Source organism: Kitasatospora sp. YST-16 (assembly GCF_026802215.1).
GTDB lineage: Bacteria > Actinomycetota > Actinomycetes > Streptomycetales > Streptomycetaceae > Kitasatospora > Kitasatospora cineracea.
In genome coordinates this window covers 5,817,841-5,840,510 of the sequence record NZ_CP113837.1, presented here as the reverse complement: position 1 = coordinate 5,840,510, position 22,670 = coordinate 5,817,841, and the positions used below count along the sequence as shown (strand labels likewise).

Sequence of the window (22,670 nt, the reverse complement as noted above, 5' to 3'; positions counted from 1 at the left end):
AAGGCGCCCGGTACGGCGACACCGGCGCGCACGGAGGTGACGGCGATGACCGGACCGCGCACGGCCGCCGGGCAGTTGATCGCCTCCCACCTGGTCGGCGGCCGGCCGGTGCCCGGCGAGGAGATCGCCCTGCGGATCGACCAGACCCTCTGCCAGGACGCCACCGGCACCCTGGTCATGCAGGAGCTCGAGGCCCTCGGCCTGGACCGGGCCCGCACCGAGCTGAGCGCGCAGTACGTCGACCACAACATCCTGCAGGCCGACCAGCGCAACGCCGAGGACCACCTCTTCCTGCGCTCCGCCGCCCGCCGCTTCGGCCTCTGGTACTCCAAGCCCGGCAACGGCGTCTCCCACCCCGTCCACATGCAGCGCTTCGGCGTCCCCGGCAAGACCCTGCTCGGCTCCGACTCGCACACCTGCGCCGGCGGGGCGCTCGGCATGCTGGCGATCGGCACCGGCGGCCTGGACGTCGCCCTCGCCATCGCCGGACAGCCCTACCACCTGACCATGCCCCGCGTCTGGGGCATCCGGCTCGACGGCGAACTGCCCGCCTGGGTGAGCGCCAAGGACGTGATCCTGGAACTGCTGCGCCGACACGGGGTGCAGGGCGGGCTGAACCGGGTCCTGGAGTACCACGGGCCCGGGCTGGCCGGGCTGAGCGCGATGGACCGGCACGTCATCGCCAACATGGGCGCCGAACTGGGGGCGACCGCCAGCGTCTTCCCCGCCGACGGCGCCGTGCGGGACTTCCTGCGCGCCGAGGGCCGCGAGGAGGACTTCCGGCCGCTGGCCGCCGAGCCCGGCTGCCGCTACGACCTCACCGAGCGGATCGACCTGTCCGCCCTGGTGCCGCTGGTCGCCGCGCCCAGCTCGCCCGGCAACGTCGTCCCGGTCCGCGAGGTCGCGGGCACCCCGGTCGGCCAGGTGGTGATCGGCTCCTCCGCCAACCCGGGCCTGCGCGACTACGCGGTCGCCGCCGCCATGGTCCGCGGCCGCCAGACCTCCGGCCGGGTCAGCCTGGACGTCAACCCCAGCTCCCGCGAGGTGTTCCAGGACCTGCTGCTGACCGGCGCCGCGTTCGACCTGACCGCCGCGGGCGCCCGCATCCACCAGACCGGCTGCCTGGGCTGCATCGGCATGGGCCAGGCCCCCGCCACCGGGCAGAACTCGCTGCGGACCTTCCCCCGCAACTTCCCCGGCCGCTCCGGCACCCCGGACGACTCGGTCTGGCTGTGCTCGCCCGAGACGGCCGCCGCCTCCGCCCTCACCGGCGTCCTCACCGACCCCCGCGCCTGGGCCCGGCAGGAGGGCCTCGCCCCGCCCGACCCGGCGCTGCCCGACCACGCCTCGGTCAACCGCACGATGCTGGAGGCGCCGCTGCCCCCGGAGGCCGCCGCCGCGGTCGAACTGGTCCGCGGACCCGGCATCTCCGCACTGCCCGACTTCGACCCGCTGCCGGACGACCTCGACCTCCCCGTCCTGCTGAAGACCGGCGACGACGTCTCCACCGACGAGATCTGCCCGGCCGGCGCCCGGGCCCTGCCGTTCCGCTCCGACCTGCCGAGGCTCGCCGAGTTCACCTTCACCCGGATCGACCCCGACTACCCGGACCGCGCCCGCGCCGCCGGCCCGCACCTGGTCGTCGCGGGCGACAACTACGGCCAGGGCTCCTCCCGCGAGCACGCCGCCATCACCCCGCGCCTGCTCGGCCTGCGCGCCGTCCTCGCCAAGTCCTTCGCCCGCATCCACTGGCAGAACCTCGCCAACTTCGGGATCCTCGCCCTCGAGTTCACCGACCCCGCCGACCACGACCGGATCCAGCCCGGCGACCGGCTCCGGCTCACCGGCCTGCACCGGGCCCTGGCCCCCGCCGCCGAACCCCGGCTGACCGTGCACAACGCCACCCGGGACGAGGACTACCCGGTCATCCACCGCCTCTCGCCCCGCCGGCGCGAGGCCGTGCTCGCCGGCGGGGCCGTCCCCGCCCTCCGGCACGCCGGCAGGTGACGGCGGCTCAGAGCGCGGCCAGCCGCCGCCCGGCCGGCCCCAGGGAGCGGCCGCGGCGCAGCTCCCCCGCCCAGGGGTCCTCGCCCGCCAGGCGCTCGCCGAGGGTGGTGAGCGTCCAGCGGCGCGGGGTGAGCGCGGGGTCGTCCAGTTCGTCCCAGCCCAGCGGGGTGGCGACCGGGGCGCCGGGCAGGGCGCGGACCGCGTAGGGGGTGACGGCGGTCTGGGCGTAGGCGTTGCGCTGGACGTCGAGGTAGAGGCGGCCGCCGCGGGCCTGCTTGCGGGCCTCGGTGCTGAGCAGGTCGGGGTGGCGCCGGGCGAGCAGGCGGGCCGCGTCCCGGGCGAAGGCCCGGACCTCGTCGAACGGGGCCCGGCGGTCGAGCCGGACCAGCACGTGCAGGCCGCGCGAGCCGGTGGTCATCAGGGCGGCGGGGAGGCCGAGTCCGTCGAGCAGGCCGTGCAGCAGCCCGGCGGCCTCCCGCACCGGTTCGAAGTCCTCGCCGGACGGGTCGAGGTCGAAGACCAGCAGGTCGGGGTGGTCGGGCCGGTCGGCCTTGGAGAGCCAGCGGTGCGGGGTGACGCACGCCTGGCCGGCCAGGTAGAGCAGGGTGGCCAGGTCGTCGCAGACCGGGTGGGTGACGGTGCCGCCCTCCTTGGGCAGTTCGCTGCGGTGGATCCAGTCGGGGAAGTGGTCGGGGGTGTCCTTCTGCATGAAGCGGCCGCCGTCGATGCCGTCGGGGTGGCGCTCCAGCATCAGCGGGCGGCCGCGCAGCTGCGGCAGGATGCGCCGGCCGACCCGGCGGTAGTGCGCGGCGAGGTCGGCCTTGGTGAGGCCGTCCGCCGGGAACAGCTCCTTGTCGGCCCGTTTCAGCTGGATGATCCGGCCGCTCGCCCGGATCTCGACGGTGGTCATGGCGTGCCCCCTTCGCGGATGGCGTCGGCCGGCCGGCCCCGGGCCGGCCCGGGCAGCGCGGGTGGCGCGGCCGTCCGGCGCGCTGCGCCCCGGCGCCTACCCGGCCGGGGCCGCCCGACACACCCCCGGAGCGGGTGAGCCCCGGGCCGCGGACCGCCCCCGGCCGGGGCCGTGCCAGTCGAGGCACAGCACGGTGGCGTCGTCCGCCAGGTGGCCGCCGCCGGCGTCGGTGACGGCGGCGGTCAGGATGCGCACCACTTCGCGGGGGTGCTCGCGGGCGGTGGCGCGGATCAGCCCGGGCAGGTCCACCCGGGCCGCCTCGCGCTCCTGCATGCCGTCGGTGTACAGGACCAGCCGGTCGCCCGGCCGCAGGTCGAGGCGCTGCACCCGGTACGGGGGGCCCATCACGTCGAGGCCCAGCGGCATGTCGGCGTGCAGCCGCACCTCCTGCACCGCGTCCCCGCGCAGGCGCAGCGGCCGGGGGTGGCCGGCGTTGACGAGTTCGGTGCCGCTGCCGTCGAGGGCGACGCGCAGCAACTGGCCGGTGGCGAAGGCGTGTCCGTGGTCGACGAGGGCCTGGTGGGTGCGGCGGGCCTGCTCGGCGAGGTCGCAGCCGGCCCGGCGGGCGCCGCGGGAGGCGTTGACCAGGAGGGTGGCCGTGAGGGCGGCGGCGACGTCGTGGCCCATCGCGTCGGTGACGGACAGGTGCAGGGTGTCGTGGTCGAGGGTGTAGTCGTAGGTGTCCCCGGCGATGCTGTCGGCCGGGACCAGGGCGGCGGCCAGGGCGAACTCCGGGGCGTCGTAGCTGGACGCGGAGGGCAGCAGCTGGCGCTGGATCTCCGCGGCCAGGCTCAGGTCGGTGGTGCGCCGGCCGCACTGGTAGACGTCGGTGAAGCGGCGGTCGGCCACCACCAGGTAGGCCAGGGCGTGCGCGGCCCGCGCCACCCGGTCCAGGACCTCCCGGGTGACGCGGTCCAGGTGCAGTTCGAGGACGCCGAGGGCGTCGCCGCGGTGGGTGACCGGCGCGAGGATCCGCTGCCCGTGGTCGCCGTCGTCCTCGTGCACCGCCGTCTGGGCCCGCAGCACGTCCTCGTAGCGGCTGCCGGCCAGCGGGACCTGGCCCGTGCGGCACCCGTGCCCCGCGGTGGACTCCTCGCCGACCCGCACCATGCGCCGCCCGGTGACGTCGAGGAGCAGGAACGACGCGTACCGGGCGCCGAAGCGCTCCCGCAGGTCGCGGGCCGCCGCGTCCAGGGACGCCATCGGCGCGTGCCGCTCCGCCGCGGCCAGCATGTCGGCCGGCCCGACCCGTGCACCCATCGCGCATCACCTCCCGGGCCACACCCCGCTTCTGTCCGGGCCGCCCCGCCCGCACACCCCGCCCGGGTCGGACCCCGGGGCCCGCCCGTGTCGGATCCCCCCGGAGCGGGCAGACGTGCGGTGACCGAGAAGGTGATGGAGATGACCACGACCACCACGGCCAAGCGCCCCGCCCCGCCCCGTCCGCGTCCCCCGCTCGACCTGCGCACCCCTTCGGGCCGCCGCCTCCCGTACTGACGCCCCGCGCGGGCGCACGGACGGGCCCGGCCCCGGCACTGTCGCCGGGGCCGGGCCCGTCCGCGTCCCGTGCCCGGGGCCGCGGCGGCCCCGGGGTCAGGCGCCCATGGCGTGGACGCCGCCGTCGACGTGCACGATCTCGCCGGTGGTCCGCGGGAACCAGTCGGACAGCAGCGCCACCACGCCGCGCGCGGCGGGCTCCGGGTCGCGCAGGTCCCAGGGCAGCGGGGAGCGGGTCTCCCAGATCGCCTCGAAGTCGGCGAAGCCGGGGATCGACTTGGCCGCCATCGTGCGGATCGGGCCGGCCGCGACCAGGTTGGAGCGGATGCCGCGGCCGCCGAGGTGGCGGGCCAGGTAGCGGGAGGTGGCCTCCAGCGCGGCCTTGGACACGCCCATCCAGTCGTAGCTGGGCCAGGCCACGGTGGCGTCGAAGTCGATCCCGACCAGCGAGCCGCCGTCCCGCATCAGCGGCAGGCAGGCCGTCGCCAGCGCCTTGTAGGAGAACGCGGAGACCTGGACGGCGGTCGCCACGTCCGCCCAGTCGGTGTGCAGGAAGTTCCCGCCCAGGGCCGCGGCCGGGCCGAACGCGATGGAGTGGACGACGCCGTCCAGGCCGTCCAGGTGCTCGCCCACCCGGTCGGGGAGCGCGGCGAGCTGCCGGGCGTCGGTGACGTCCAGCTCGATCACCGGGGCCGGCTTGGGGAGGCGGTCGGCGACGCGTTCGACCAGGCTGAGCCGGCCGTAGCCGGTCAGCACGACCTCCGCGCCCTCCTCCTGGGCCAGCCGGGCGGCGTGGTAGGCGATCGAGGCGTCGGTGATGACGCCGGTGACGAGGATCCTCTTGCCGAGCAGGAGAGTGCCCATGGTTGCGTGACCTGTGCCCAATCTGCCGCCGGGACGCGGCGGCTGCGGTCGGTGCCGGTGCGGCGGGGTGCGTCAGGGTGCGGCGGGGTGCGTCAGGGTGCGGCCGTGGCGCACTGCGACGCCACGAAGGAGGCGAGCCGGCGGACGCCCTCCTCGATCTCGGAGGGGGACAGGTAGCTGCAGGACAGCCGGAGCAGGCGGGTGCCGGAGCCGTCCGGGTAGAAGGGACTCATCGGGGTCCAGAGCACCCCGAACTCGCGGGCCGAGCGCTCCAGGGCCCGCTGGTCGGCGGTGAACGGGACCGTCATGGTGAGGAAGTAGCCGCCGGCCGGCCGGTTCCAGCCGATGCCCAGCTCCGCCCGGCGGGCGGCCGGGAAGTGGCGCTCCAGCTCGGCCAGCAGGGTCTCCAGGGTGGCCCGGTAGAAGGCGATGGCCCCGGCGTTGGCCTCGCGCAGCCGGAAGCCGCTGTCGATGAGCAGCCCGCCGATGACCGCCTGGCTGAGCGTCGGGGTGTTCACCGTGGTCATGCTCTTGATCTTCGACAGTTCGTCGGCCAGCAGCGTCCGCCGGCCGTCGGCGCCGCGCACCTCCTGGTCGGCCACCACGTAGCCGACCCGGGCGCCGGGGAAGGCGGTCTTGGCGAACGACCCCAGGTAGACCACCCGGCGGCCGGTGTCCATCGACTTGAGCGTCGCGGCCGGCTCGCTCTCCCGGGTGAAGAAGCCGTACGGGTTGTCCTCCAGGAGCAGCAGGTCCTCCGCCTCGGCCACGTCGAGCAGGTCCCGGCGCGCGCCGTGGGACAGGCTCGTGCCGGAGGGGTTGGCGAAGTCGGGCACCAGGTACAGCGCCCGCGGGCGCCGCCCCTCGGCGCGGACCCGCCGGGCGGCCTCGGCGACCGCGGCCGGGTCGAGGCCGTGCGGCCCCTCGGGGACGGTCACCACCGGGATGCCCAGCAGGCTCGCGGCGCCCGTGACGCCCACGTAGCACGGGGAGCTGACCAGCAGGACGTCCGCCGGGGTGGCGCACAGGGCGCGCAGGGCGATCAGCATGCCCTCCTGGCAGCCGACGGTGACCACGACGGACTCCGGCGGCACCGCGATGGACTCGTCGTTGGCGATGGTCCGGGCGACCAGGTCCTGGATGAGGCCGCTGGTGCGCCCGTACTGGAAGAGTTCGGTGTCGACCTGCCGGCCGGTGTAGCCGCGCTCCTTGCGCAGGTGGTCGGTGTAGACGGTGAGCCAGTGGGTGACCTGCTGGACGTCGAAGAAGCCCTCGTAGGGGCGGCCCGGGGCGAAGGAGAGCGCGTCGGGGAAGCGGCCGGTCACCTCGTTGAGGAAGTTCATCGCGTCGAGCAGCGGGTCGGAGACCGAGCCGTGCAGCTCCGCGAGGTCCAGCACCACCGGGGCCGACGCCGGGGCCGGGGCGGGCGCGGGCGCGGCGAGCGAGTCGCGCAGGAAGCGGGCGGCCTGCGCGAGCGCCTGCCGGCCCGCGTCGAGGACGCCGCCCATGGCGAAGAAGCCGTGCACGACGCCCGGGTAGCGGGTGAGCTCGGCCGCGACCCCGGCCGCGGCCAGTTTCCGCGCGTACGCCTCGCCCTCGTCCCGGAGCGGGTCGTACTCGGCGGTGATCACCAGCGCGGGCGGCAGGCCGCCGTGGTCGGCGGCGCGCAGCGGGGAGGCCAGCGGGTCCGAGCCGTGCTCGGGGTCGGCCAGGTAGTTGTCCCAGTACCACTGCGCGGAGCGGGCGTTGAAGAAGTACGGGTCGTTGTTCTCGCGCCGGGAGGGGGTGTCGGAGCGGTAGTCGGTGTTGGGGTAGACGAGCAGCTGGGCGGCGATCTCCGGCCCGCCCCCGTCCCTGGCGCGCAGGGTGACGCCGGCCGCGAGGTTGCCGCCGGCGCTGTCGCCGCCCACGGCCAGGCGGTCCGGGTCGAGCCCGAGTGCGGCGCCGTGCCGGGCGATCCAGTCCACGGCGGCGTGGCAGTCGTCCACGGCCGCGGGGAACTTGTGCTCGGGGGCCAGCCGGTAGCCGACGGCCACCACCGCGCAGCCGGCGGCGTTGGCCAGCGACCGGCAGATCGCGTCCGAGGTGTCGATGGTGCCGAGGGTCCAGCCGCCGCCGAAGAAGTAGACCAGGACGGGCAGCGTCCCCGCGGGCCGCGGCCGGTAGATCCGGATCGGCAGGTCGCCGCCCGGCCCGGGGATGCTCCGGTCCTCCACCAGGGCGACCGGCTCCGGGGTCCCGGCGGTGGCCAGGATCGCCGCGAGGTCCTGGGCCCGGGCCTCCTCGACGGTGTAGCTGTACAGCTGGCGGTGTCCGCCCGCTTCCCGGGCCGCGCGGATCGCCTGGACCTGCGGATCGAGTGGCATGAGTGTCTCCACGAGAGGGGTTCAGGTACGGGTCGGGGACGGTGGGGTGCCGGGGACGACGACGGTGGCCGGGGCGCCGGCCGCGCCGGGGGACCACACGCCGACCGCCAGGCAGAGCCCGGGCGGGGCCTGCGGCAGGCAGAGCGCGAGGTCCGGCCGGGCGGGCAGCGGGGCGAGCAGGCCGGTGGGCGGGGTCCCGGGCGGCAGGACGCGGCGGCGCATCCCGCCGCCGCGCAGCCCGGTGCCCAGGGCCTTGCCGAGCGCCTCCTTCTGCACCCACAGCCGCAGGAAGGCCGTCGGCTGCTCCGGGCCGGGCTGCCGTGCGAGCCACTCGGCCTCCGCCGGGTCGAACCAGCGGCGGGCCAGGCCGGCGGTGGGCAGCGGCCGGACGCGCTCCACGTCCACGCCGACCGGGCCGAGCCGGGTGAGGGCCGCGGCCACGGTGTCGCGCCCGTGGCTGAGCGCGATGTGCAGCGGCCGGTCGGCGCCCTCCGCCGCCGGCGGGCCGGCGCCCTCCAGCACCGGCCGGCCGCCCGGCTCGCGGGCGATCCGCAGGCCGGCCCGGGGGACGCCGAGGGTGTCCGCGGCGGCGTCGAGCAGGAGGCCGCGGACGGTCCGGCGGGCGTCCGGCCCGGCGGCGGCCACCAGCACGGTGACCCCCGCCGCCTCCTCCGACACCGCCGCTGCCGCTGTCGCTGCCGTCGGCGCCACCGCCGCGGTCGGGCCGGTCACCGGTGCGGGGTGGGCCAGTTGAGGGCCACGGCCCGCTCGGCGAGCATCAGCACCGGCAGGTGCGTGGTGGCGCGCGGGCTGACCGGCATGACGGAGGCGTCGACGACCAGCAGCCCCTCGACGCCGTGCACCCGGCAGCGGCCGTCCACCACGGCGTCCGGGGTGTCGGCGGGCGCCATCCGGCAGGTGCCCACCGGGTGGTTGTAGATCGCCGGGTGGTGGCGCACCGCCTCCTCGAGGTCGGCGTCGGCGACCTCGGGGCCGGGGCGGAGCTCTCCGGTGAGCAGTTCGCGCAGCGCCGGGGTGTCGGCCAGCCGGCGGGCCGTCCGGACGCCGGCCGCGACCCTGCGGGCGTCCTCCGGGTCGCGGTAGAAGCCCGTGTCGATGACCGGGTGGTCGGCGGAGTCCGGGGAGGCCAGCCGGACCGAGCCGGTGGACCTCGGCTGGACCAGGCCGACCATCATGATCATGTCGTAGCCGGTCGGGTGGGGGCCGCGGCTCAGGGTGGGGGCGGCGGCCCGGGCCTGGACGTGCAGGTCCACGTCGGGGGCGTCGGGCGAGCTGCGCAGCGACAGCATGGTGCGCAGGCGCGGGGCCGGGTAGTCGCCGGGGCGGGCCGCGAACACGGTGCGGTACGCCGGGTGCTCGACCAGTCCGGAGCCGACCCCGGGCCGGTCGCGGACCACCGCGATGCCCAGCTCGCGCAGGTGGGCGGCGGGTCCGATGCCGGAGCGCTGCAGGATCGCCGGGCTGCTGTAGCTCCCGGCGGACAGCACCACCTGACGGGCCCTCAGCTCCTCCCCGGTGCCCAGCCGGACCCCGACCGCCCGGCCGTCCTCGACCAGCACCGAGTGGACCTCGCAGTCGGCCCGCAGCCGGAGGTTCGGCCGCCGCAGGGCCGGGGCGAGGTGGGTGAAGACCGCGTTCTCGCGGCGGCCGCCCCGCTGGTTGAGCGGTGCCACGCCGACGCCCTCGGCGGTCGGGTCGTTGAAGTCGGCGACCGCCTTGTGCCCTTCGCTGCGGCAGGCCGCCAGGAAGCTGCGCTGGGCGTCCGTCAACTCCTCGGCGCCGCCGCGCCGGACCGGCACCGGGCCGGAGCGGCCGTGCCAGCGGGGGTCGCCGTCCGGGTCGTCCTCCAACTGCCGGTAGAACGGCAGCACTTGCTCCCAGGACCAGTCCGGCAGCCCCAGGGCGGCCCAGGCCCGGTGGTCGGCCGGGCGGCTGCGCAGGGCCAGGCAGTAGTTGACGGCGGAGGAGCCCCCGACGACCTTCCCGCGCAGCAGTCCGACCGGACGGCGGGTTCCGGGCGGGACGGTCTCGCGGTAGCCCCAGTCGTGGTCGGCGGGCATCGCGGCGGCGTCGAGCAGCTGCTCGGGCCACTGCCCGTCGGCGGTGTAGTCGGGGCCGGCCTCCAGCAGCAGGACCTTCCGCTCCGGGTCCTCGCTGAGCCGCGCGGCCACGACGCACCCCGCCGAGCCCGCCCCGACGACGACGACATCCAACTCCATGGCTACTCCGTAAGGTGTTCGGTGCTCCGGCGGCGGTCGGGCGGCTCAGCGGTAGAAGCGGTAGAGGGCCTGGGCGACGCAGGCGGGCTTCGGGCCGTCCTCCACCTCGACGGTGAAGTCCAGTGCCAGTTCGAGGCCCTTGGGGACGTCGGTCACCGAGGCGATCCGGGCCGCCAGCCGGATCCGCTGGCCGGTGCGGACCGGCGCCGGGAAGCGGACCTTGTTCAGGCCGTAGTTGACGGCCATGCCGGCGCCCTTGACCTCCAGCAGTTCCAGGAAGAGCGGGATGAGCAGGGAGAGCGTCAGGTAGCCGTGCGCGATGGTGCCGCGGAAGGGGCTGGCGGCGGCCTTCTCCGGGTCGACGTGGATCCACTGGTGGTCGTCGGTGGCGTCGGCGAAGGTGTCGACGCGGTCCTGGGTCACCGGCATCCAGCCGGTGTGGCCGAGGTCGAGGCCGGCCAGGTCCTTGAGTTCGTCCATGGTGTGCACGTGGGTGGGCATGTCGATCCTTCCGAACCGTTGCGTGGGGGCACCGCGGAGGCGGGTGCCGGGGCGTCAGGGGAGCTCGGCCAGCCGGTGCCGCAGGAGCTTGCCGAGCGCGTTGCGGGGCAGGGCCGGCAGGAACCGGACGGCCCGGGGGACCTTGTAGCCGGCCAGCCGGCCGCGGAGGAACTCGATCAGTTCCGGCCCGTCGGCGGAGGCGCCCGGGCGCAGCACCACCGCGGCGTGGCCGCTCTCGCCCCACTTCGGGTCGGGGACGCCGAACACCGCGCACTCGGCGACGGCGGGGTGGCCGTGCAGGACGTTCTCGACCTCGGCCGGGTAGACGTTCTCCCCGCCCGAGATGATCATGTTCTTGAGCCGGTCGACGATCCGGACGCAGCCGTCCCCGTCGCGCACCCCGACGTCGCCGGTGCGCAGCCAGCCGCCGGACAGGGCGGCGTCGGTGGCGTCCGGGTCGCCCCAGTAGCCGGCCATCACGTTCGGCCCCTCCAGCAGGAGTTCGCCCTGCTCGCCGTCGGCCGCGTCGGCCGCGTCGGCCGGGTCCGGGCCGGCGACCCGGAGGTCGGAGAAGAAGTTGGCGACGCCCACCGACCCGGCCTTGGCCGCCGCCCGCTCCGGTTCCAGCACCGTGGCGCACGGGGAGCTCTCGGTCATGCCGTAGCCCTGGACGAAGGGCAGCCCGCGGTCGAGGTAGGCGCGGACGGTGCGGTCGGAGGCCGGGGCGCCGCCGCTGAGCACGATCCGCAGGCTGCTCAGGTCGGCCGTCGCCCAGCCGGGCGCGGCGGCCGTCGCCTCGTGCATGGTGGGGACGGCGAACACGAAGCCGACCCGTTCCCGTTCGATCAGTTCGAGGGCGCGCTGCGGGTCGAAGCCGTCCTCCAGCAGCACCTTCCCGCCCTTGAGCAGGGTGGGCAGGCAGATCAGGTTGAGCGCCGCCGCGTGGAACAGCGGGGCGTGCACCAGGGACACCCCGTCGGAGTCCAGGTCGAGGTCGACCAGCAGGTTCAGGCAGTTCCACACGACGTTCCCGTGGGTCAGCACGGCGCCCTTGGGGCGGCCGGTCGTCCCCGAGGTGTACATGATCAGGCAGGGGTCCCGGTGGCCGACCGGCAGGTCGACGGGCTCCGGCGGCGCGGCCAGCAGTTCCTCGTACCCGGTGTCCCCGGCCGCCGGGCGGGCGGCCTCCAGTGCGACGAACCGCCGCACCGGCGTGCCGGTCCGCAGCCCGGCCACCACCTGCGCGTGGCCGGGCGCGTGCACCAGGACGGAGCTGCCCGAGTCGGTCAGGACGTGGGCCAGTTCGGGCCCGGCGAGGCGGGTGTTGAGCGGCACGAACACCGCGCCGAGCAGCCCGCAGGCGAACAGGGTCTCCAGGAAGGCCGGGTGGTTGCCGCCGAGGTAGGCCACCCGGTCGCCGCCGCGGACCCCGAGCGTGCGCAGCCCGTTCGCGGCCCGCAGCACCCGTTCGTGGAGCTCCCGGTAGGTGACGGGGCGGTCCCGGTGGAGCAGGGCCACCCGGTCCGGGGAGCGCCTGGCCCGGCGGGCCGGCCACGAGCCGATCCCGTGGTTGCGCACCCCGGGCTCTCAGTCCTTGACCAGGCCGAGCAGGCGGGCCGCGTTCCCCTTGAGGACCTTCGGCCGCACCTCCGGCTTGATGTCGAGCTTCTCGAAGTCCGCCAGCCAGCGGTCCGGCGTGATCATCGGGAAGTCGGAGCCGAACAGCATCTTGTCCTTGAGCAGGGTGTTCGTGTACTGGACCAGCTGCGGCGGGAAGTACTTCGGGGACCAGCCGGACAGGTCGATGTGGACCAGCGGCTTGTGGGTGGCCACCGCCAGCGCCTCGTCCTGCCACGGGAAGGAGGGGTGCGCCATGATGATCGGCAGGCCCGGGAAGTCGGCGGCGACGTCGTCGATCAGCAGCGGGTTGGAGTACTTGAGCCGGATGCCCGCGCCGCCCGGCGCGCCCGCCCCGATGCCGGTCTGGCCGGTGTGGAAGAGCGCCGGGACGCCCAGTTCCTCGATCGCCTCGTACATCGGGTACGCGGCGCGGTCGTTGGGGAAGAAGCCCTGGACGCTGGGGTGGAACTTGAAGCCCCGGACGCCGAACCGCTCGACCAGCCGGCGCGCCTCGCGGGCGCCGAACCGGCCCTTGGCCGGGTCGATGCTGGCGAACGGGATCAGCACGTCCGGGTTCGCGGCCGCGACCTCGGCGACCTCCTCGTTGGGCACTGCCGGGGCGCCGGTGGCGGCCTCGGCGTCGACCGGGAAGATCACGCAGGCCATCTTCCGCTCGCGGTAGTAGCCGGCCATGTCGGCGGCGTTCGGGTAGCGCTTGCGCTCCACCTTGAAGTACGCGGCGGACGCCTCCTCGATCTCGTCCGGCAGGGAGTTGCGGCCCTCCAGCGAGACCTGCGCGTGGGTGTGCATGTCGATGGCGACGAGGTCGTCCACGTCGAGCGTGGTCATCTGCTTCTCCTGGTGGTTTCCGACGGGCGGCACGGGCGGTGGCGGGGTCAGGAGGACAGCTGCTGGAGGGCGGCGATCCCGTACGACTGCGGCTCGGCGCCGACCGAGGTGGGCCAGGCGGTGGCGATCGCGTCCGCGCTCCAGCCGCCGTCGGTGAAGGCCGCCGCCACCTCCTCGGGGTGCGACCACAGGGTGAGCTTGTCGCCGCCGATGCCGACGCACTGGCCGTTGACGTCCTCGGCCGCGTCGGAGGCGAGGAAGACCACGGCGCCCGCCACGTCCTCGGCGGTGCCGAAGCCGATGCCCTTGCGCAGGAAGTCGGGCAGCGGGGTGCCGTGCTGCTCCCAGGCGTCGATGTGCGGCGCGAAGGCCGGGATGGTCTTGGTCATGGCGGTCGCCGCGTTCGGGATCACCGCGTTGACCGTGATGCCGGCCCGGGAGAGCTCCATCGCCCAGGTGCGGACCATCGCCGCGATGCCGGCCTTGGCGGCCGCGTAGTTGGTCTGCCCGAAGTTGCCGCGCTGCCCGGCCGGGGAGCCGGCCAGGATGAGCCGGCCGCCCTCGCCCTGCTCGCGCATCCGGACGGCGGCGGCCCGCGCGCAGACGAAGGTGCCGCGCAGGTGCACCCGGACGACGTCGTCGAAGTCCTCGTCGGTCATCTTCCACAGCACCCGGTCGCGCAGGATGCCGGCGTTGGTGACCATCACGTCGAGGCGGCCGAAGCCGTCGACGGCGGCGGCGACCAGCGCGTCGGCGGACGCGCTGTCGCCGACCGCGGCGACCACCGGGACGGCCCGGCCGCCGGCGGCGGTGATCTGCTTGACGGTCTGCTCGGCCGCGTCCGCGTCGACGTCGTTCACCACGACGGCCGCGCCGCTCGCGGCGAGCGCCAGCGCGTACGCCGCGCCGAGCCCGCGTCCGCTGCCGGTGACGACCGCGACCTTGCCGGTGAGCTCCATTGATCTGCCCTTTCGTTGCGACGGATGAGCGGGACGGTGCGCGGTCAGCCGGCCCGGCCGGAGCGGGCCGCCTCGGCGGCGGCCATCTCCTCCACCAGGCGCCGCGCGCGCAGGGTGCCGGCGTCGTTGCGCAGGTTGACGGTCGGCCGGCCGGGGTTGCGGCGCATCACCGAGTAGGCGCCCTCGATGGCCCCGCTGTCCTCGGCGAAGACGTTGGCGAACTTCTTCTGCAGCACCTCGTCGTAGCCGGGCTCGTCGCGCCGGAACTTGCGGGCGAAGGCCCAGAAGTACCAGGTGGTGTGCTCGGTCTCCGGGGTGCCGAAGTTGAGGTTGCAGCCCTGGGCGCCGTGGCTGCGGTCGCCGCCCGGCGCGCCGGTGCCGACCGGGGCCACCCCGACGTCCAGGACGGTGGAGGCCGGCGGCTGGAACCTGATGATCTGCCAGCGGTCCACGTTGCCGTCCTGGTTGAGCGCCTCGCGCCACAGCGGGGCGGCGTCGTGGTCCAGGATCCAGCGGGTGACCAGCACCGACTTCTCGTCGCCGGTCACGCTGATCGGGTTCGCCTGGATGTTGTCGTCGCCGAGGCTGCCGATGTGGACGTAGGTCTCGTGGGTGGTGTCGATCAGGTTGTCGGCCAGCAGGGTGTAGTTGGCCTGCAGGTGGATCGTCCCGTGGACGGACGTCCAGTCCGGGTGGTCGTTGCGCTCGAAGATGTCCTGGATCAGGTCGGGGTCGGCGAGTTCCGCCTCGCCCGGCCAGACCCAGACGTAGCCGTGGCGCTCGACGCAGGGGAACGCCCGGACCCTGGCCGCGGCCGGGACGTTCGCCTGGCCGGGGGCCTCCACGCAGCTCCCGTCGGCCTCGAACCGCAGCCCGTGGTACATGCAGCGCAGGGTGCAGTCCTCCTCCAGCCGTCCGAGCGCGAGCGGCATCTGCCGGTGGCAGCAGCGGTCCTCCAGCGCGGCGGGCCGGCCCTCGCGGTCGCGGAACAGGACGATCGGCTCGTTGCAGATCGTGCGGGAGAGGATCTCCCCGGGCGGGACCTCCTCGGGCCAGGCGGCGACGTACCAGGCGTTCATGATCAGCGTCATGGCTTCCCCCTTCAGGATGGTGAGCCCTCGGCGCGGGCGGCCACCACGGGGCCGGCCGGGCGAGGGAGCGGGGCCGGGGTCCTCGCGGACTCGGCCGGGGCGTGGAAGTAGTCGTCGGTCCGGGTCTCGTCGGCCCCGTCCGGCACCCGCAGGGCGCGGCAGGCCAGGGTCACCAGGACGGTCACCACCAGGTTGACGACCAGGGCGAGCACGCCGACGTACATCGTCATGTGCGTGTGGAAGCCGAGTTCGGACAGCGGGAGGGCCGAGCCGCCGAAGTGGGCGTGGTGGGTGGCCGGGTTGGGGATCCGGTAGAGCATCCACAGGCTGGCCGCCATGCCGAGCACCCAGCCCGCCAGCAGGCCGGTGCGGTGGAACCACCGGACCACCACGCCGAGGCCGACCGCCGGGAGCGTCTGGAGGATGATCACGTTCCCGATCAGCTGGAAGTCGGTGGAGAACTGCGGGGTGAGCATCAGGGTGCAGATCAGGGCGCCCAACTTGACGGCCAGCGAGGCGAGTTTGGACACCCGCGCCTCCTCGGCGGGCGTCGCCCGGGGCCGCAGGAACTCCCGGTAGACGTTCCGGGTGAACAGGTTGGCCGCGCCGATCGACATGACGGACGCCGGGACGAGGGCGCCGATGCCCACCGCCGCGAACGCGATGCCGGCGAACCAGCTCGGGAACATCTGGTGGAAGAGCAGCGGGACCACGGTGTTGGAGTCGGTGCCCCCGTCGGCGGTGCCGAGCGGCACCACCCCGGCGGCCAGGGCCATCAGCCCCAGCAGCGCGATGAAGCCGACCGCCAGGCTGTAGGCCGGCAGCGCCGCCATGTTCCGCTTGATCACCTTGCGGTCGCGGCTGGCCAGCGCGGCGGTGCTGGTGTGCGGGAAGAGGAACAGCCCCATCGCCGAACCGAGCGCCAGCGAGGCGTAGTTGAGCTGTCCCTGGGGGGCCAGGGCGGTCCTCCCGGTGCCGGACGCGGAGAGCTTGTGGCCGGCCGTGTCGAAGATGTGCCCCCAGCCGCCGAGCTTCAGCGGGATGAACACGATCGCGGCGATGACCACCGTGTAGACCAGGACGTCCTTGACGATGGCGATCAGGGCGGGGGCCCGCAGGCCGGACTGGTAGGTGAACCCGGCCAGCCCGACGAAGGCGACCGCCACCGGCCACTGCCCGTCCACGCCCATCGTCCGCAGCACCGCCTCGATGCACATCAGCTGCAGGGCGATGTAGGGGAGGGTGGAGAGGATGCCGGTCACCGCGACGCACAGCGCCAGCGTCCGGGAGCCGAACCGGCCGCGGACGAAGTCGGCGGTGGTGACGTACCCCTTGGCCTTCGACACCGACCAGAGCCGCACGAGCAGCAGGTAGACCATCGGGTAGACGATGGCCAGGTCCGGCAGCGAGAAGAAGCCGGCGCCGCCCACGTGGTAGATCAGGGCCGGGATGGCGACGAAGGTGTACGCGGTGTAGAGGTCGCCGCCGATCAGGAACCAGGTGATCCAGCTCCCGAACTGGTGGCCGCCGAGGCCCCACTCCTTGAGGTCGTCCATGGCCCGGGTGCGGCGCCACCGCGCGGCCAGGAAGCCCAGCACCGTCACGGCGAGCAACAGCACGGTGAACACGGTGAGTTCGGTGACGTCAAGCTTCATCGGACGCTCCGCCCCGCCGGGTCGCCAGGTAGACGGCGGAGGTGCAGGCCGCGGCGAAGGCGACCAGGAGCAGCTGGAACCAGTAGAAGAACGGGATGCCGGCGAGCCGGGGTTCGTCCCGGTTGAAGATGAAGGTGAGCAGCGGCGCGATCGCCGCCGGGGCGAGCAGCCAGTTCCAGGGGCTGCGGTCGCGTCTCGCGGGTGAGGGTTCGGCGGACGAGGAGTCCGAGGTGGCCTTGACCACGCTTCCTCCGTCGGGTCAGCGGGCGGCAAGTGACGTCAAACAAAGTGAACGATCGATCGGGCAATGTCAAGAGCCCTCAATTCCCCATATCGGGCAGCACTCTTGGGTAACTGATGGTACGTTCGGTCAGTTACATCGTCGTCACCGGCTGTGAGAAGAGAGTGAAAGCCATGGCTGTTTCGCGCACGGCGGCAGGTGTCAGCAGCGGCATCGTCACCGGCCTGGCCTGGGGCTGCATGTTCGCCGTCGCCAAGTCCGCGTACGGGCACCTGGACCCGTTCCACCTGACGGCCGTCCGGTTCGTGCTGGCCGCCGCCGTCTTCTGCGTCCTGCTGCTGGTCCGGGAGGGGCGCGCCGCCTTCGCCTTCGAGGGGCGGCTGGGCCGCCTGTGGGTGCTGTCCACGATCGGCTTCGCCGGCTTCAACTTCTGCACCTACGTGGGCCTGGAGAGCATCCCCGCGCAGAGCTCGGCCCTGATCATGGCGACCATGCCGCTGGTGACCGTGCTGGTGATGTGGGGGCGCACCCGCAAGGCGCCGCCACTGGTCACGCTGGCCCTGGTGCTGGCGGCGCTGCTCGGCGTCGCCATGGTGCTGGGCAACGGCAACCCGGCCGCGGTCGTCACCGGCGGCGTCGGCTACGGCGGCCTGCTGACCCTGGTCGGGGTGGCCGGCTGGATCCTCTACACCACCGGCGCCGCCGGCTACCCGTCCTGGTCGCCGCTGCGCTACACCACGCTGACCTGCCTGCTCGGCACCGCCAGCATCGTGGTGATCACCGTCGCCGCCTCGTTCACGGGCTGGATCCCCAACCCCGGTCTGCGCGAGTACCCGGCCGTGTGGTGGCAGATCCTGTACGTGGTGGTCGCCGCGACCACCGTCGCCGCCCTGACCTGGAACACCGCCTTCCGCAACCTCGGGCCGTCGAACGGCGTGCTGTTCATCAACCTCGTCCCGATCACCGCCTTCGTGGTCCAGGCGTTCCGCGGCCACCGGCCGACCCCCTACGAGATCGCCGGGGTCTGCGTCGTCCTGGCCGCCCTGGCCGCCTCCAACCTCTACTCCCGCCGCCGGGCCGCCGCGCAGGCCGCGCAGGCCGCCCCGGCGACGGAGGCCGAGCCCGCCCCGCAGGCCGCCGCGGGCCGGTAGCCGGGCGTGACGCCCCGGCCGCCGCGTCCCGGCCATGACGTAAGCTGCACGACACCCAACGACCAAGAATCCGGGTGCCGAGCGAGCGGACCGGGCACCACCCCGGTCCGCCGGCCGCACGGCCGGATCTCCACCAGGGGCGCCCACCGCTCTGCCCGGCTCCGCCCCGCAGCCAGACGGATGGAGCCAACATGATCGATCCCCGGACCGACGGCCGCATCCTCCGAGGCAACCAGACCCGACGGACGATCGTGCGCCGGGCCGTCGACATCGCCTCCGTCGAAGGACTGGACGGCCTGTCGATCGGCCGGCTCGCGGCCGACCTGAAGCTCAGCAAGAGCGGCGTGTTCGCCCTCTTCGGCTCGAAGGAGGACCTCCAGCTCGCCGCGGTGCGGGCCGCCACGAAGATCTACACCGAGCAGGTGGTGGATCCCTCGATGGAGGTGGCGCCCGGACTGGGGCGGGTCTGGACCCTCTGCGAGCGGTGGCTGGACTACTCGGAACAGCGCGTGTTCCCCGGCGGCTGCTTCTTCTTCTCCGCGTCGGCCGAGTTCGACTCCCGGCCCGGGCGGGTCCGCGACGCCGTCGCGGACGCCAGCCGGACCTGGCAGCAGATCATGGCGCGGAGCATCACCGACGCGGTCCAGATCGGCGACATCGCCTCCGGCACCAACAGCGACCAGCTCGCCTACGAGCTGATCGCCCTGCTCGAAGCCGCCAACGGGATCGCCCTGCTGCACGACGACCCCGCCGCCTACGTCCGCTCCAGGATGGCGATCCGCGCCCGGCTCAGCACGGTCTGCACCTCGCCCGCGCTGCTCCCCTAGCGACCCGGCCGGCCCCACCCCCTCCGCGGTGGGCGCCGGCCGGTCGCTGCCCGCCAGTTGACGACTTCTGCATGTTGCCAATTTACAAATTGACATACCGCCGACTTCCAGAATTCTCACTGGTGGCCCTTGGCCACGCCCGGTCACGGATGGTAAAAATGTATGACCGTTCGGTCAGACTTTCGCACCCAGGCTCCCGGAGCGCAGCAGGGCGTCCTGGTCCGACCGCACCACTGGGGAGAGGCATGGACAGACGGGGTGCGAAACCCCTGCTCGTCCGGGACTACGAGGACCTGGCCAGGGCCCGGCTCCCGGCGGACGTCTGGGACTTCATCAGCGGCGGCAGCGGCACCGAGTCCACCCTGACCGCCAACCGGGCCGCCCTGGAACGGATCCGGCTGCGCCCGCGCGTGCTCACCGACGTCACCGCGTGTGATCCGGGGACCGAGCTGCTGGGCGCCCGGATCGCCGCGCCGATCGGGATCGCGCCCATGGCCTACCACCGGCTGGCCTGTCCCGAGGGGGAGACCGCGACGGCCCGGGCCGCCGGGCTGGCCGGCGTCCCGCTGATCGTCAGCATGTTCGCCAGCCGCACCCTGGAGGAGATCGCCGCCGCGGGGTCCGGCCCCCTGTGGCTGCAGCTGTACTGGCTGCGGCAGCGGGAGTTGCTGACCGGGCTCGTCCGCCGCGCGGAGGAGGCCGGCTTCGGCGCGCTGGTGCTCACCGTCGACGCGCCGCGCGTCGGCCGGCGCCTGCGGGACGTCCGCAACGGGTTCGTCCTGCCCCCCGGCGTCCACGCGGCGAACGTGGCCCCCGAAGCGATGGCGGCCTCGCACCGCGCCGCGCCCGGCGCCTCGGCGATCGAGCGGCACGCCCGGGAGCAGTTCGATTCCTCGATCACCTGGAAGGACCTGGCGCGGCTCCGCGCGATCACCGCCCTCCCGCTGGCCCTGAAGGGGATCCTGACGGCCGAGGACGCCCGGCTGGCCCTCGAACACGGCGTGGACGCCGTCATCGTCTCCAACCACGGCGGCCGCCAGTTGGACGGCGCGGTGGCGAGCGCGCAGGCGCTGCCCGAGATCGCCGCGGCGGTGGGCGGCCGCTGTCGGGTCATCGTCGACGGCGGGATCCGGCACGGCACGGACGTCCTGAAGGTGCTCGCCCTCGGGGCGGACGCCGCACTGGTGGGCCGGCCGGTCCTGTGGGGGCTCGCCCAGGGCGGCGCGCAGGGGGTCTCGGACGTGCTGGGACTGCTCCGGGACGAGCTGGAAGAGGCGATGGCGCTGTCCGGACGGCCGCGGATCTCCGACGTCGACCGGTCCGCCGTCACACTTTAGAAAGAATCCATACCAGCCCCGTTCATATATCTCCCGGAATATTTTCCGACCCCCCTTGCGCACCGACCGCCCACCCGCAAGGATGAATTCGCCTTCGTTTTCGAATCGCAATGAAAACCGCCCGGTGATGTGCATTCTCCCGGGCGCCTCCCAGCCAGAACGCCGAAACATTGGCTCGTCCCGTCAGCCCGGCATATCAGGTTTCATGGAGGAATCACCATGCATCGATCGTCTTCACCGGAAACGCCGGGAGATTGGGTCGACCGGTTACTCCTGGCCGGCCCGGAGCAGGATATCTGCCTGGAGTTCGACCGGCCGATTTCCCGGGCCGAGCTGCGTGCATCGGTTTCCGAACGGCAGCGGGCGCTCGCCGGGGCCGGCCTCGCGGCCGGCGGGGCGGTGGCGCTGCGGCTGCCGCCGTCGCTCGCCTGCGTCACCGACCTGCTGGCCGCCTGGCGGCTCGGCGCCCAGGTCGCCCTGCTGGACCACCGGCTCACCGAGCACGAGGTCTCCCGGGCGCTGGAGCGGCTCGCCCCGCAGTTCCTGGTCGAGCCGAGCCGCCCGCCGGCCGCCGGCGCCCTGCGCGGCTACCTCTCGGTCGAGGCGCGGATCACCGCCCTCCCCGGCCGGCCGGCCGACGGCGACCACGTCCTGGTCCAGCTGAGCTCCGGATCGACCGGCCCGTCCAAGGTGATCGGCCGCACCGCGGCCGACCTGGCCGCCGAACTCGGGCGCTACGACCTGATCGAGGGCTTCCCGGGCCGCGGCCACCGGGTCGTGGTGCTGGCCTCGCTGGTGCACGTGCTGGGCCTGGTCGGCGGCCTGCTGCACAGCCTGCACGCGGGTGCCCGGATGGTGGTGCCGGAGCGGTTCAGCGTCGACGGGATCCTGCGCGCGCTGGCGGCCGCCGAGGAGCCCACCACCGTCCTGGGCGTCCCGTTCCACGCCGAGATCCTCGCCTCGGTCGCCGCCCCGCCCCCGCTCCCCTTCCTGACCGGCATGATCACCGGCGGCGAGCCGGTGCGCCAGGAGGTCTGGGAGGCGTTCACCGCCCGCTACGGCGCGACGCTGGGCAACATGTACGGGATGACCGAGGCCGGGGTAATCGCCACCGACGTCACCGGCCGGCACCGGCCGGAGCTCGCCGTCGCGCCCGGCATGGAGGTCCGGGTGGACGCGGGCGAGATCCTGATCGGGCGGCCCGCCTCCCCCTACCTCGGCGCCGCCGGCCCGAGCCGCTGGGCGGACGGGTGGCTGCGCACCCGCGACGCCGGCGCCGTCGACCCCGCGACCGGCCGGCTGGCCGTCCGGGGCCGGCTGGACTCCCAGGTCTCCATCGGCGGCCTCAAGGTCGACCTGGCCGAGGTGGAGCAGACCGTCCGGTCGCTGCCGCAGGTGCGCGAGGCCGTCGTGCTGCACGGCAGCCACATCGAGGCGTACCTCGCCCTCGCCGAGCCGGCCCCGGTGGCCGAGCTGGAGCAGGCCCTCGCGGCCCGGCTCGCGGCCTACAAGCGGCCCCGCCGCCTGCACGTCCTGCCGGACCTGCCCCGCACCGGCACCGGGAAGCTCGTCCGGGACCCGGCGGCGCTGCGCGCGGCCGCCGGACAGCCCGCCTCCTGACCCCCTCCTCCCCCACGCCCCCGGCGGCCCGCCGCCCCGGTTCGCACCGCTCCGCACCCGCCCGCACCCGCCCGCATCCTTCGTGTACATGACAAGGAGTCCCCATGAGCGCCGACATCAACCGGTTCATCGTGAAGAGCCTGGCCGAGATGAACTACGACACCTCCGAGATCTCCGACGAGACCCCGCTCGGACCGTCCGGCCTCGACCTGGAGTCGCTCGCCCTCGCCGAGATCGCCATCCAGGTCGAGGACGAGTACGGCGTGCGGATCGACGAGGACGAGACCGAACAGCTGGCCCTGATGACCCTCGGCGAGCTCGCCGCCGAGATCGCCCGCCGGGCCTCGCTCACCCAGGCCGGGGGCAAGTGAGCATGGGCCGGCCCCCGCGCATCGACCGCGCCGAGGTGCTCGCGCTGCTCGCCACCTACCGCGAGCGGGCGGCGCAGGACGGGGTCGAGCAGATCGACTCGCTGGAGCTCGCCTGGCTGATCCACCAGGTCGAGCAGCGCTACCAGGTCCAGCTCGACCTCGGCGACGACCAGCTCGTCCGGATGGCCACCGTGCCCGGCGCGGTCGGCGTCCTGGACGAGCAGCTGCAGGAGTGCGGCCATGGCTGACCCCGTCCCCGACCTCGAACCCGTGATCACCGGCCTGTCGGCGCTCTCCGCCTGCGGCCGGGGCGCCGAGGTCCTGTACGAGCGGGCGGCGGCCGGCGAGCCGGCCTTCGGGCCGGTGACCCGGTTCGACGTCAGCCGGTTCCGGGCCGGCGCCGCCGCCCAGCTGCCCGGCGACCCGGTCCTCGCCGACGAACTGGCCGCGGTGACCGAGGAGGCCTGCGCCGCCGCCCGGCTGTCGGCCGGCCAGCGGGCCGGC

Annotated in this window: 20 protein-coding genes; 7 read left to right on the top strand and 13 right to left on the bottom strand. The window is 74.4% G+C overall.

All coding sequences use genetic code 11. From position 1 onward, the window contains the following. Positions 1-45 precede the first annotated feature (45 nt). Positions 46-2,007 carry an aconitate hydratase gene (locus OU787_RS26485; protein WP_030458743.1) on the top strand — a complete coding sequence of 654 codons (1,962 nt, stop codon included), beginning with the start codon at positions 46-48 and terminating at the stop codon, positions 2,005-2,007. A 7-nt stretch (positions 2,008-2,014) separates the two neighbouring features. Here the strand turns inward: OU787_RS26485 and ligD are convergent, their stop codons facing one another. The 13 genes from ligD to OU787_RS26420 form a co-directional block, all read right to left on the bottom strand. After that, positions 2,015-2,917, bottom strand: a complete 903-nt coding sequence (gene ligD / locus OU787_RS26480; RefSeq protein WP_030458744.1) for a non-homologous end-joining DNA ligase — start codon at positions 2,915-2,917, stop codon at positions 2,015-2,017. Positions 2,918-3,013: 96 nt separating this feature from the next. Further along, on the bottom strand, positions 3,014-4,237 hold the full coding sequence (locus OU787_RS26475; RefSeq protein ID WP_232794857.1) for a PP2C family protein-serine/threonine phosphatase: 1,224 nt from the start codon (positions 4,235-4,237) through the stop codon (positions 3,014-3,016). A 333-nt stretch (positions 4,238-4,570) separates the two neighbouring features. Further along, positions 4,571-5,338 carry an enoyl-ACP reductase FabI gene (fabI, locus tag OU787_RS26470; protein WP_030458746.1) on the bottom strand — a complete coding sequence of 256 codons (768 nt, stop codon included), beginning with the start codon at positions 5,336-5,338 and terminating at the stop codon, positions 4,571-4,573. Between the two features lie 92 nt (positions 5,339-5,430). Continuing rightward, positions 5,431-7,704, bottom strand: coding sequence for an aminotransferase class I/II-fold pyridoxal phosphate-dependent enzyme (locus tag OU787_RS26465; protein WP_268660815.1), 2,274 nt, complete (start codon positions 7,702-7,704; stop codon positions 5,431-5,433). Positions 7,705-7,725: 21 nt separating this feature from the next. Next, positions 7,726-8,436, bottom strand: coding sequence for a 4'-phosphopantetheinyl transferase family protein (locus tag OU787_RS26460; protein ID WP_157852189.1), 711 nt, complete (start codon positions 8,434-8,436; stop codon positions 7,726-7,728). Then, on the bottom strand, positions 8,433-9,944 hold the full coding sequence (locus OU787_RS26455) for a GMC family oxidoreductase (RefSeq protein WP_268660814.1): 1,512 nt from the start codon (positions 9,942-9,944) through the stop codon (positions 8,433-8,435). The genes OU787_RS26460 and OU787_RS26455 overlap by 4 nt, the downstream gene beginning before the upstream one ends. Positions 9,945-9,989: 45 nt before the next feature. After that, positions 9,990-10,445: a MaoC family dehydratase gene (locus OU787_RS26450; protein WP_268660813.1), complete on the bottom strand. Its 456-nt coding sequence runs from the start codon at positions 10,443-10,445 to the stop codon at positions 9,990-9,992. Between the two features lie 54 nt (positions 10,446-10,499). Then, positions 10,500-12,023: an acyl-CoA synthetase gene (locus OU787_RS26445; protein ID WP_268660812.1), complete on the bottom strand. Its 1,524-nt coding sequence runs from the start codon at positions 12,021-12,023 to the stop codon at positions 10,500-10,502. A 9-nt stretch (positions 12,024-12,032) separates the two neighbouring features. After that, positions 12,033-12,914 (bottom strand): amidohydrolase family protein, encoded by an 882-nt coding sequence (locus OU787_RS26440; RefSeq protein ID WP_268660811.1) that lies wholly within the window; start codon positions 12,912-12,914, stop codon positions 12,033-12,035. A gap of 47 nt (positions 12,915-12,961) precedes the next feature. Next, on the bottom strand, positions 12,962-13,873 hold the full coding sequence (locus OU787_RS26435) for an SDR family oxidoreductase (protein ID WP_268660810.1): 912 nt from the start codon (positions 13,871-13,873) through the stop codon (positions 12,962-12,964). 44 nt (positions 13,874-13,917) lie between these two features. Beyond that, the gene (locus OU787_RS26430; protein ID WP_030458754.1) at positions 13,918-14,964 is read right to left on the bottom strand and encodes an aromatic ring-hydroxylating dioxygenase subunit alpha; all 1,047 of its coding nucleotides are present in this window, start codon (positions 14,962-14,964) and stop codon (positions 13,918-13,920) included. An 11-nt stretch (positions 14,965-14,975) separates the two neighbouring features. Continuing rightward, a complete protein-coding gene (mctP, locus tag OU787_RS26425) occupies positions 14,976-16,619 on the bottom strand; it encodes a monocarboxylate uptake permease MctP (RefSeq protein WP_063759565.1) in 1,644 nt (547 codons plus the stop codon). Further along, entirely contained in the window at positions 16,609-16,863 is a 255-nt protein-coding gene (locus tag OU787_RS26420) for a DUF3311 domain-containing protein (RefSeq protein ID WP_035954340.1), read from the bottom strand. The genes mctP and OU787_RS26420 overlap by 11 nt, the downstream gene beginning before the upstream one ends. A gap of 170 nt (positions 16,864-17,033) precedes the next feature. On the opposite strand from OU787_RS26420, the gene OU787_RS26415 reads away from it, so the two are divergent. The 6 genes from OU787_RS26415 to OU787_RS26390 all read left to right on the top strand — a co-directional run bounded on the left by OU787_RS26415 (position 17,034) and on the right by OU787_RS26390 (position 22,414). Then, a complete protein-coding gene (locus OU787_RS26415) occupies positions 17,034-18,011 on the top strand; it encodes a DMT family transporter (RefSeq protein WP_268660809.1) in 978 nt (325 codons plus the stop codon). 191 nt (positions 18,012-18,202) lie between these two features. After that, positions 18,203-18,838: a TetR/AcrR family transcriptional regulator gene (locus tag OU787_RS26410; protein WP_030458758.1), complete on the top strand. Its 636-nt coding sequence runs from the start codon at positions 18,203-18,205 to the stop codon at positions 18,836-18,838. Positions 18,839-19,083: 245 nt separating this feature from the next. After that, positions 19,084-20,175: an alpha-hydroxy acid oxidase gene (locus OU787_RS26405; protein ID WP_268660808.1), complete on the top strand. Its 1,092-nt coding sequence runs from the start codon at positions 19,084-19,086 to the stop codon at positions 20,173-20,175. 219 nt (positions 20,176-20,394) lie between these two features. Beyond that, the gene (locus tag OU787_RS26400; RefSeq protein WP_268660807.1) at positions 20,395-21,795 is read left to right on the top strand and encodes a class I adenylate-forming enzyme family protein; all 1,401 of its coding nucleotides are present in this window, start codon (positions 20,395-20,397) and stop codon (positions 21,793-21,795) included. Positions 21,796-21,899: 104 nt separating this feature from the next. Continuing rightward, on the top strand, positions 21,900-22,166 hold the full coding sequence (locus tag OU787_RS26395) for an acyl carrier protein (protein WP_030458760.1): 267 nt from the start codon (positions 21,900-21,902) through the stop codon (positions 22,164-22,166). Positions 22,167-22,168: 2 nt separating this feature from the next. Beyond that, positions 22,169-22,414 (top strand): hypothetical protein, encoded by a 246-nt coding sequence (locus tag OU787_RS26390; RefSeq protein WP_030458761.1) that lies wholly within the window; start codon positions 22,169-22,171, stop codon positions 22,412-22,414. Positions 22,415-22,670 lie beyond the last annotated feature (256 nt).

Bases quoted from the DNA above. Each gene is read 5' to 3' on its own strand.
- OU787_RS26395 (WP_030458760.1), top strand. From the start codon at position 21,900: ATGAGCGCCGACATCAACCGGTTCATCGTGAAGAGCCTGGCCGAGATG.
- OU787_RS26475 (WP_232794857.1), bottom strand. From the start codon at position 4,237: ATGGGTGCACGGGTCGGGCCGGCCGACATGCTGGCCGCGGCGGAGCGG.
- OU787_RS26430 (WP_030458754.1), bottom strand. From the start codon at position 14,964: ATGACGCTGATCATGAACGCCTGGTACGTCGCCGCCTGGCCCGAGGAG.
- OU787_RS26405 (WP_268660808.1), top strand. From the start codon at position 19,084: ATGGACAGACGGGGTGCGAAACCCCTGCTCGTCCGGGACTACGAGGAC.
- OU787_RS26415 (WP_268660809.1), top strand. From the start codon at position 17,034: ATGGCTGTTTCGCGCACGGCGGCAGGTGTCAGCAGCGGCATCGTCACC.
- OU787_RS26465 (WP_268660815.1), bottom strand. From the start codon at position 7,704: ATGCCACTCGATCCGCAGGTCCAGGCGATCCGCGCGGCCCGGGAAGCG.
- OU787_RS26455 (WP_268660814.1), bottom strand. From the start codon at position 9,944: ATGGAGTTGGATGTCGTCGTCGTCGGGGCGGGCTCGGCGGGGTGCGTC.
- OU787_RS26440 (WP_268660811.1), bottom strand. From the start codon at position 12,914: ATGACCACGCTCGACGTGGACGACCTCGTCGCCATCGACATGCACACC.
- OU787_RS26390 (WP_030458761.1), top strand. From the start codon at position 22,169: ATGGGCCGGCCCCCGCGCATCGACCGCGCCGAGGTGCTCGCGCTGCTC.
- ligD (WP_030458744.1), bottom strand. From the start codon at position 2,917: ATGACCACCGTCGAGATCCGGGCGAGCGGCCGGATCATCCAGCTGAAA.
- OU787_RS26435 (WP_268660810.1), bottom strand. From the start codon at position 13,873: ATGGAGCTCACCGGCAAGGTCGCGGTCGTCACCGGCAGCGGACGCGGG.
- OU787_RS26400 (WP_268660807.1), top strand. From the start codon at position 20,395: ATGCATCGATCGTCTTCACCGGAAACGCCGGGAGATTGGGTCGACCGG.
- fabI (WP_030458746.1), bottom strand. From the start codon at position 5,338: ATGGGCACTCTCCTGCTCGGCAAGAGGATCCTCGTCACCGGCGTCATC.
- OU787_RS26485 (WP_030458743.1), top strand. From the start codon at position 46: ATGACCGGACCGCGCACGGCCGCCGGGCAGTTGATCGCCTCCCACCTG.
- mctP (WP_063759565.1), bottom strand. From the start codon at position 16,619: ATGAAGCTTGACGTCACCGAACTCACCGTGTTCACCGTGCTGTTGCTC.
- OU787_RS26410 (WP_030458758.1), top strand. From the start codon at position 18,203: ATGATCGATCCCCGGACCGACGGCCGCATCCTCCGAGGCAACCAGACC.
- OU787_RS26450 (WP_268660813.1), bottom strand. From the start codon at position 10,445: ATGCCCACCCACGTGCACACCATGGACGAACTCAAGGACCTGGCCGGC.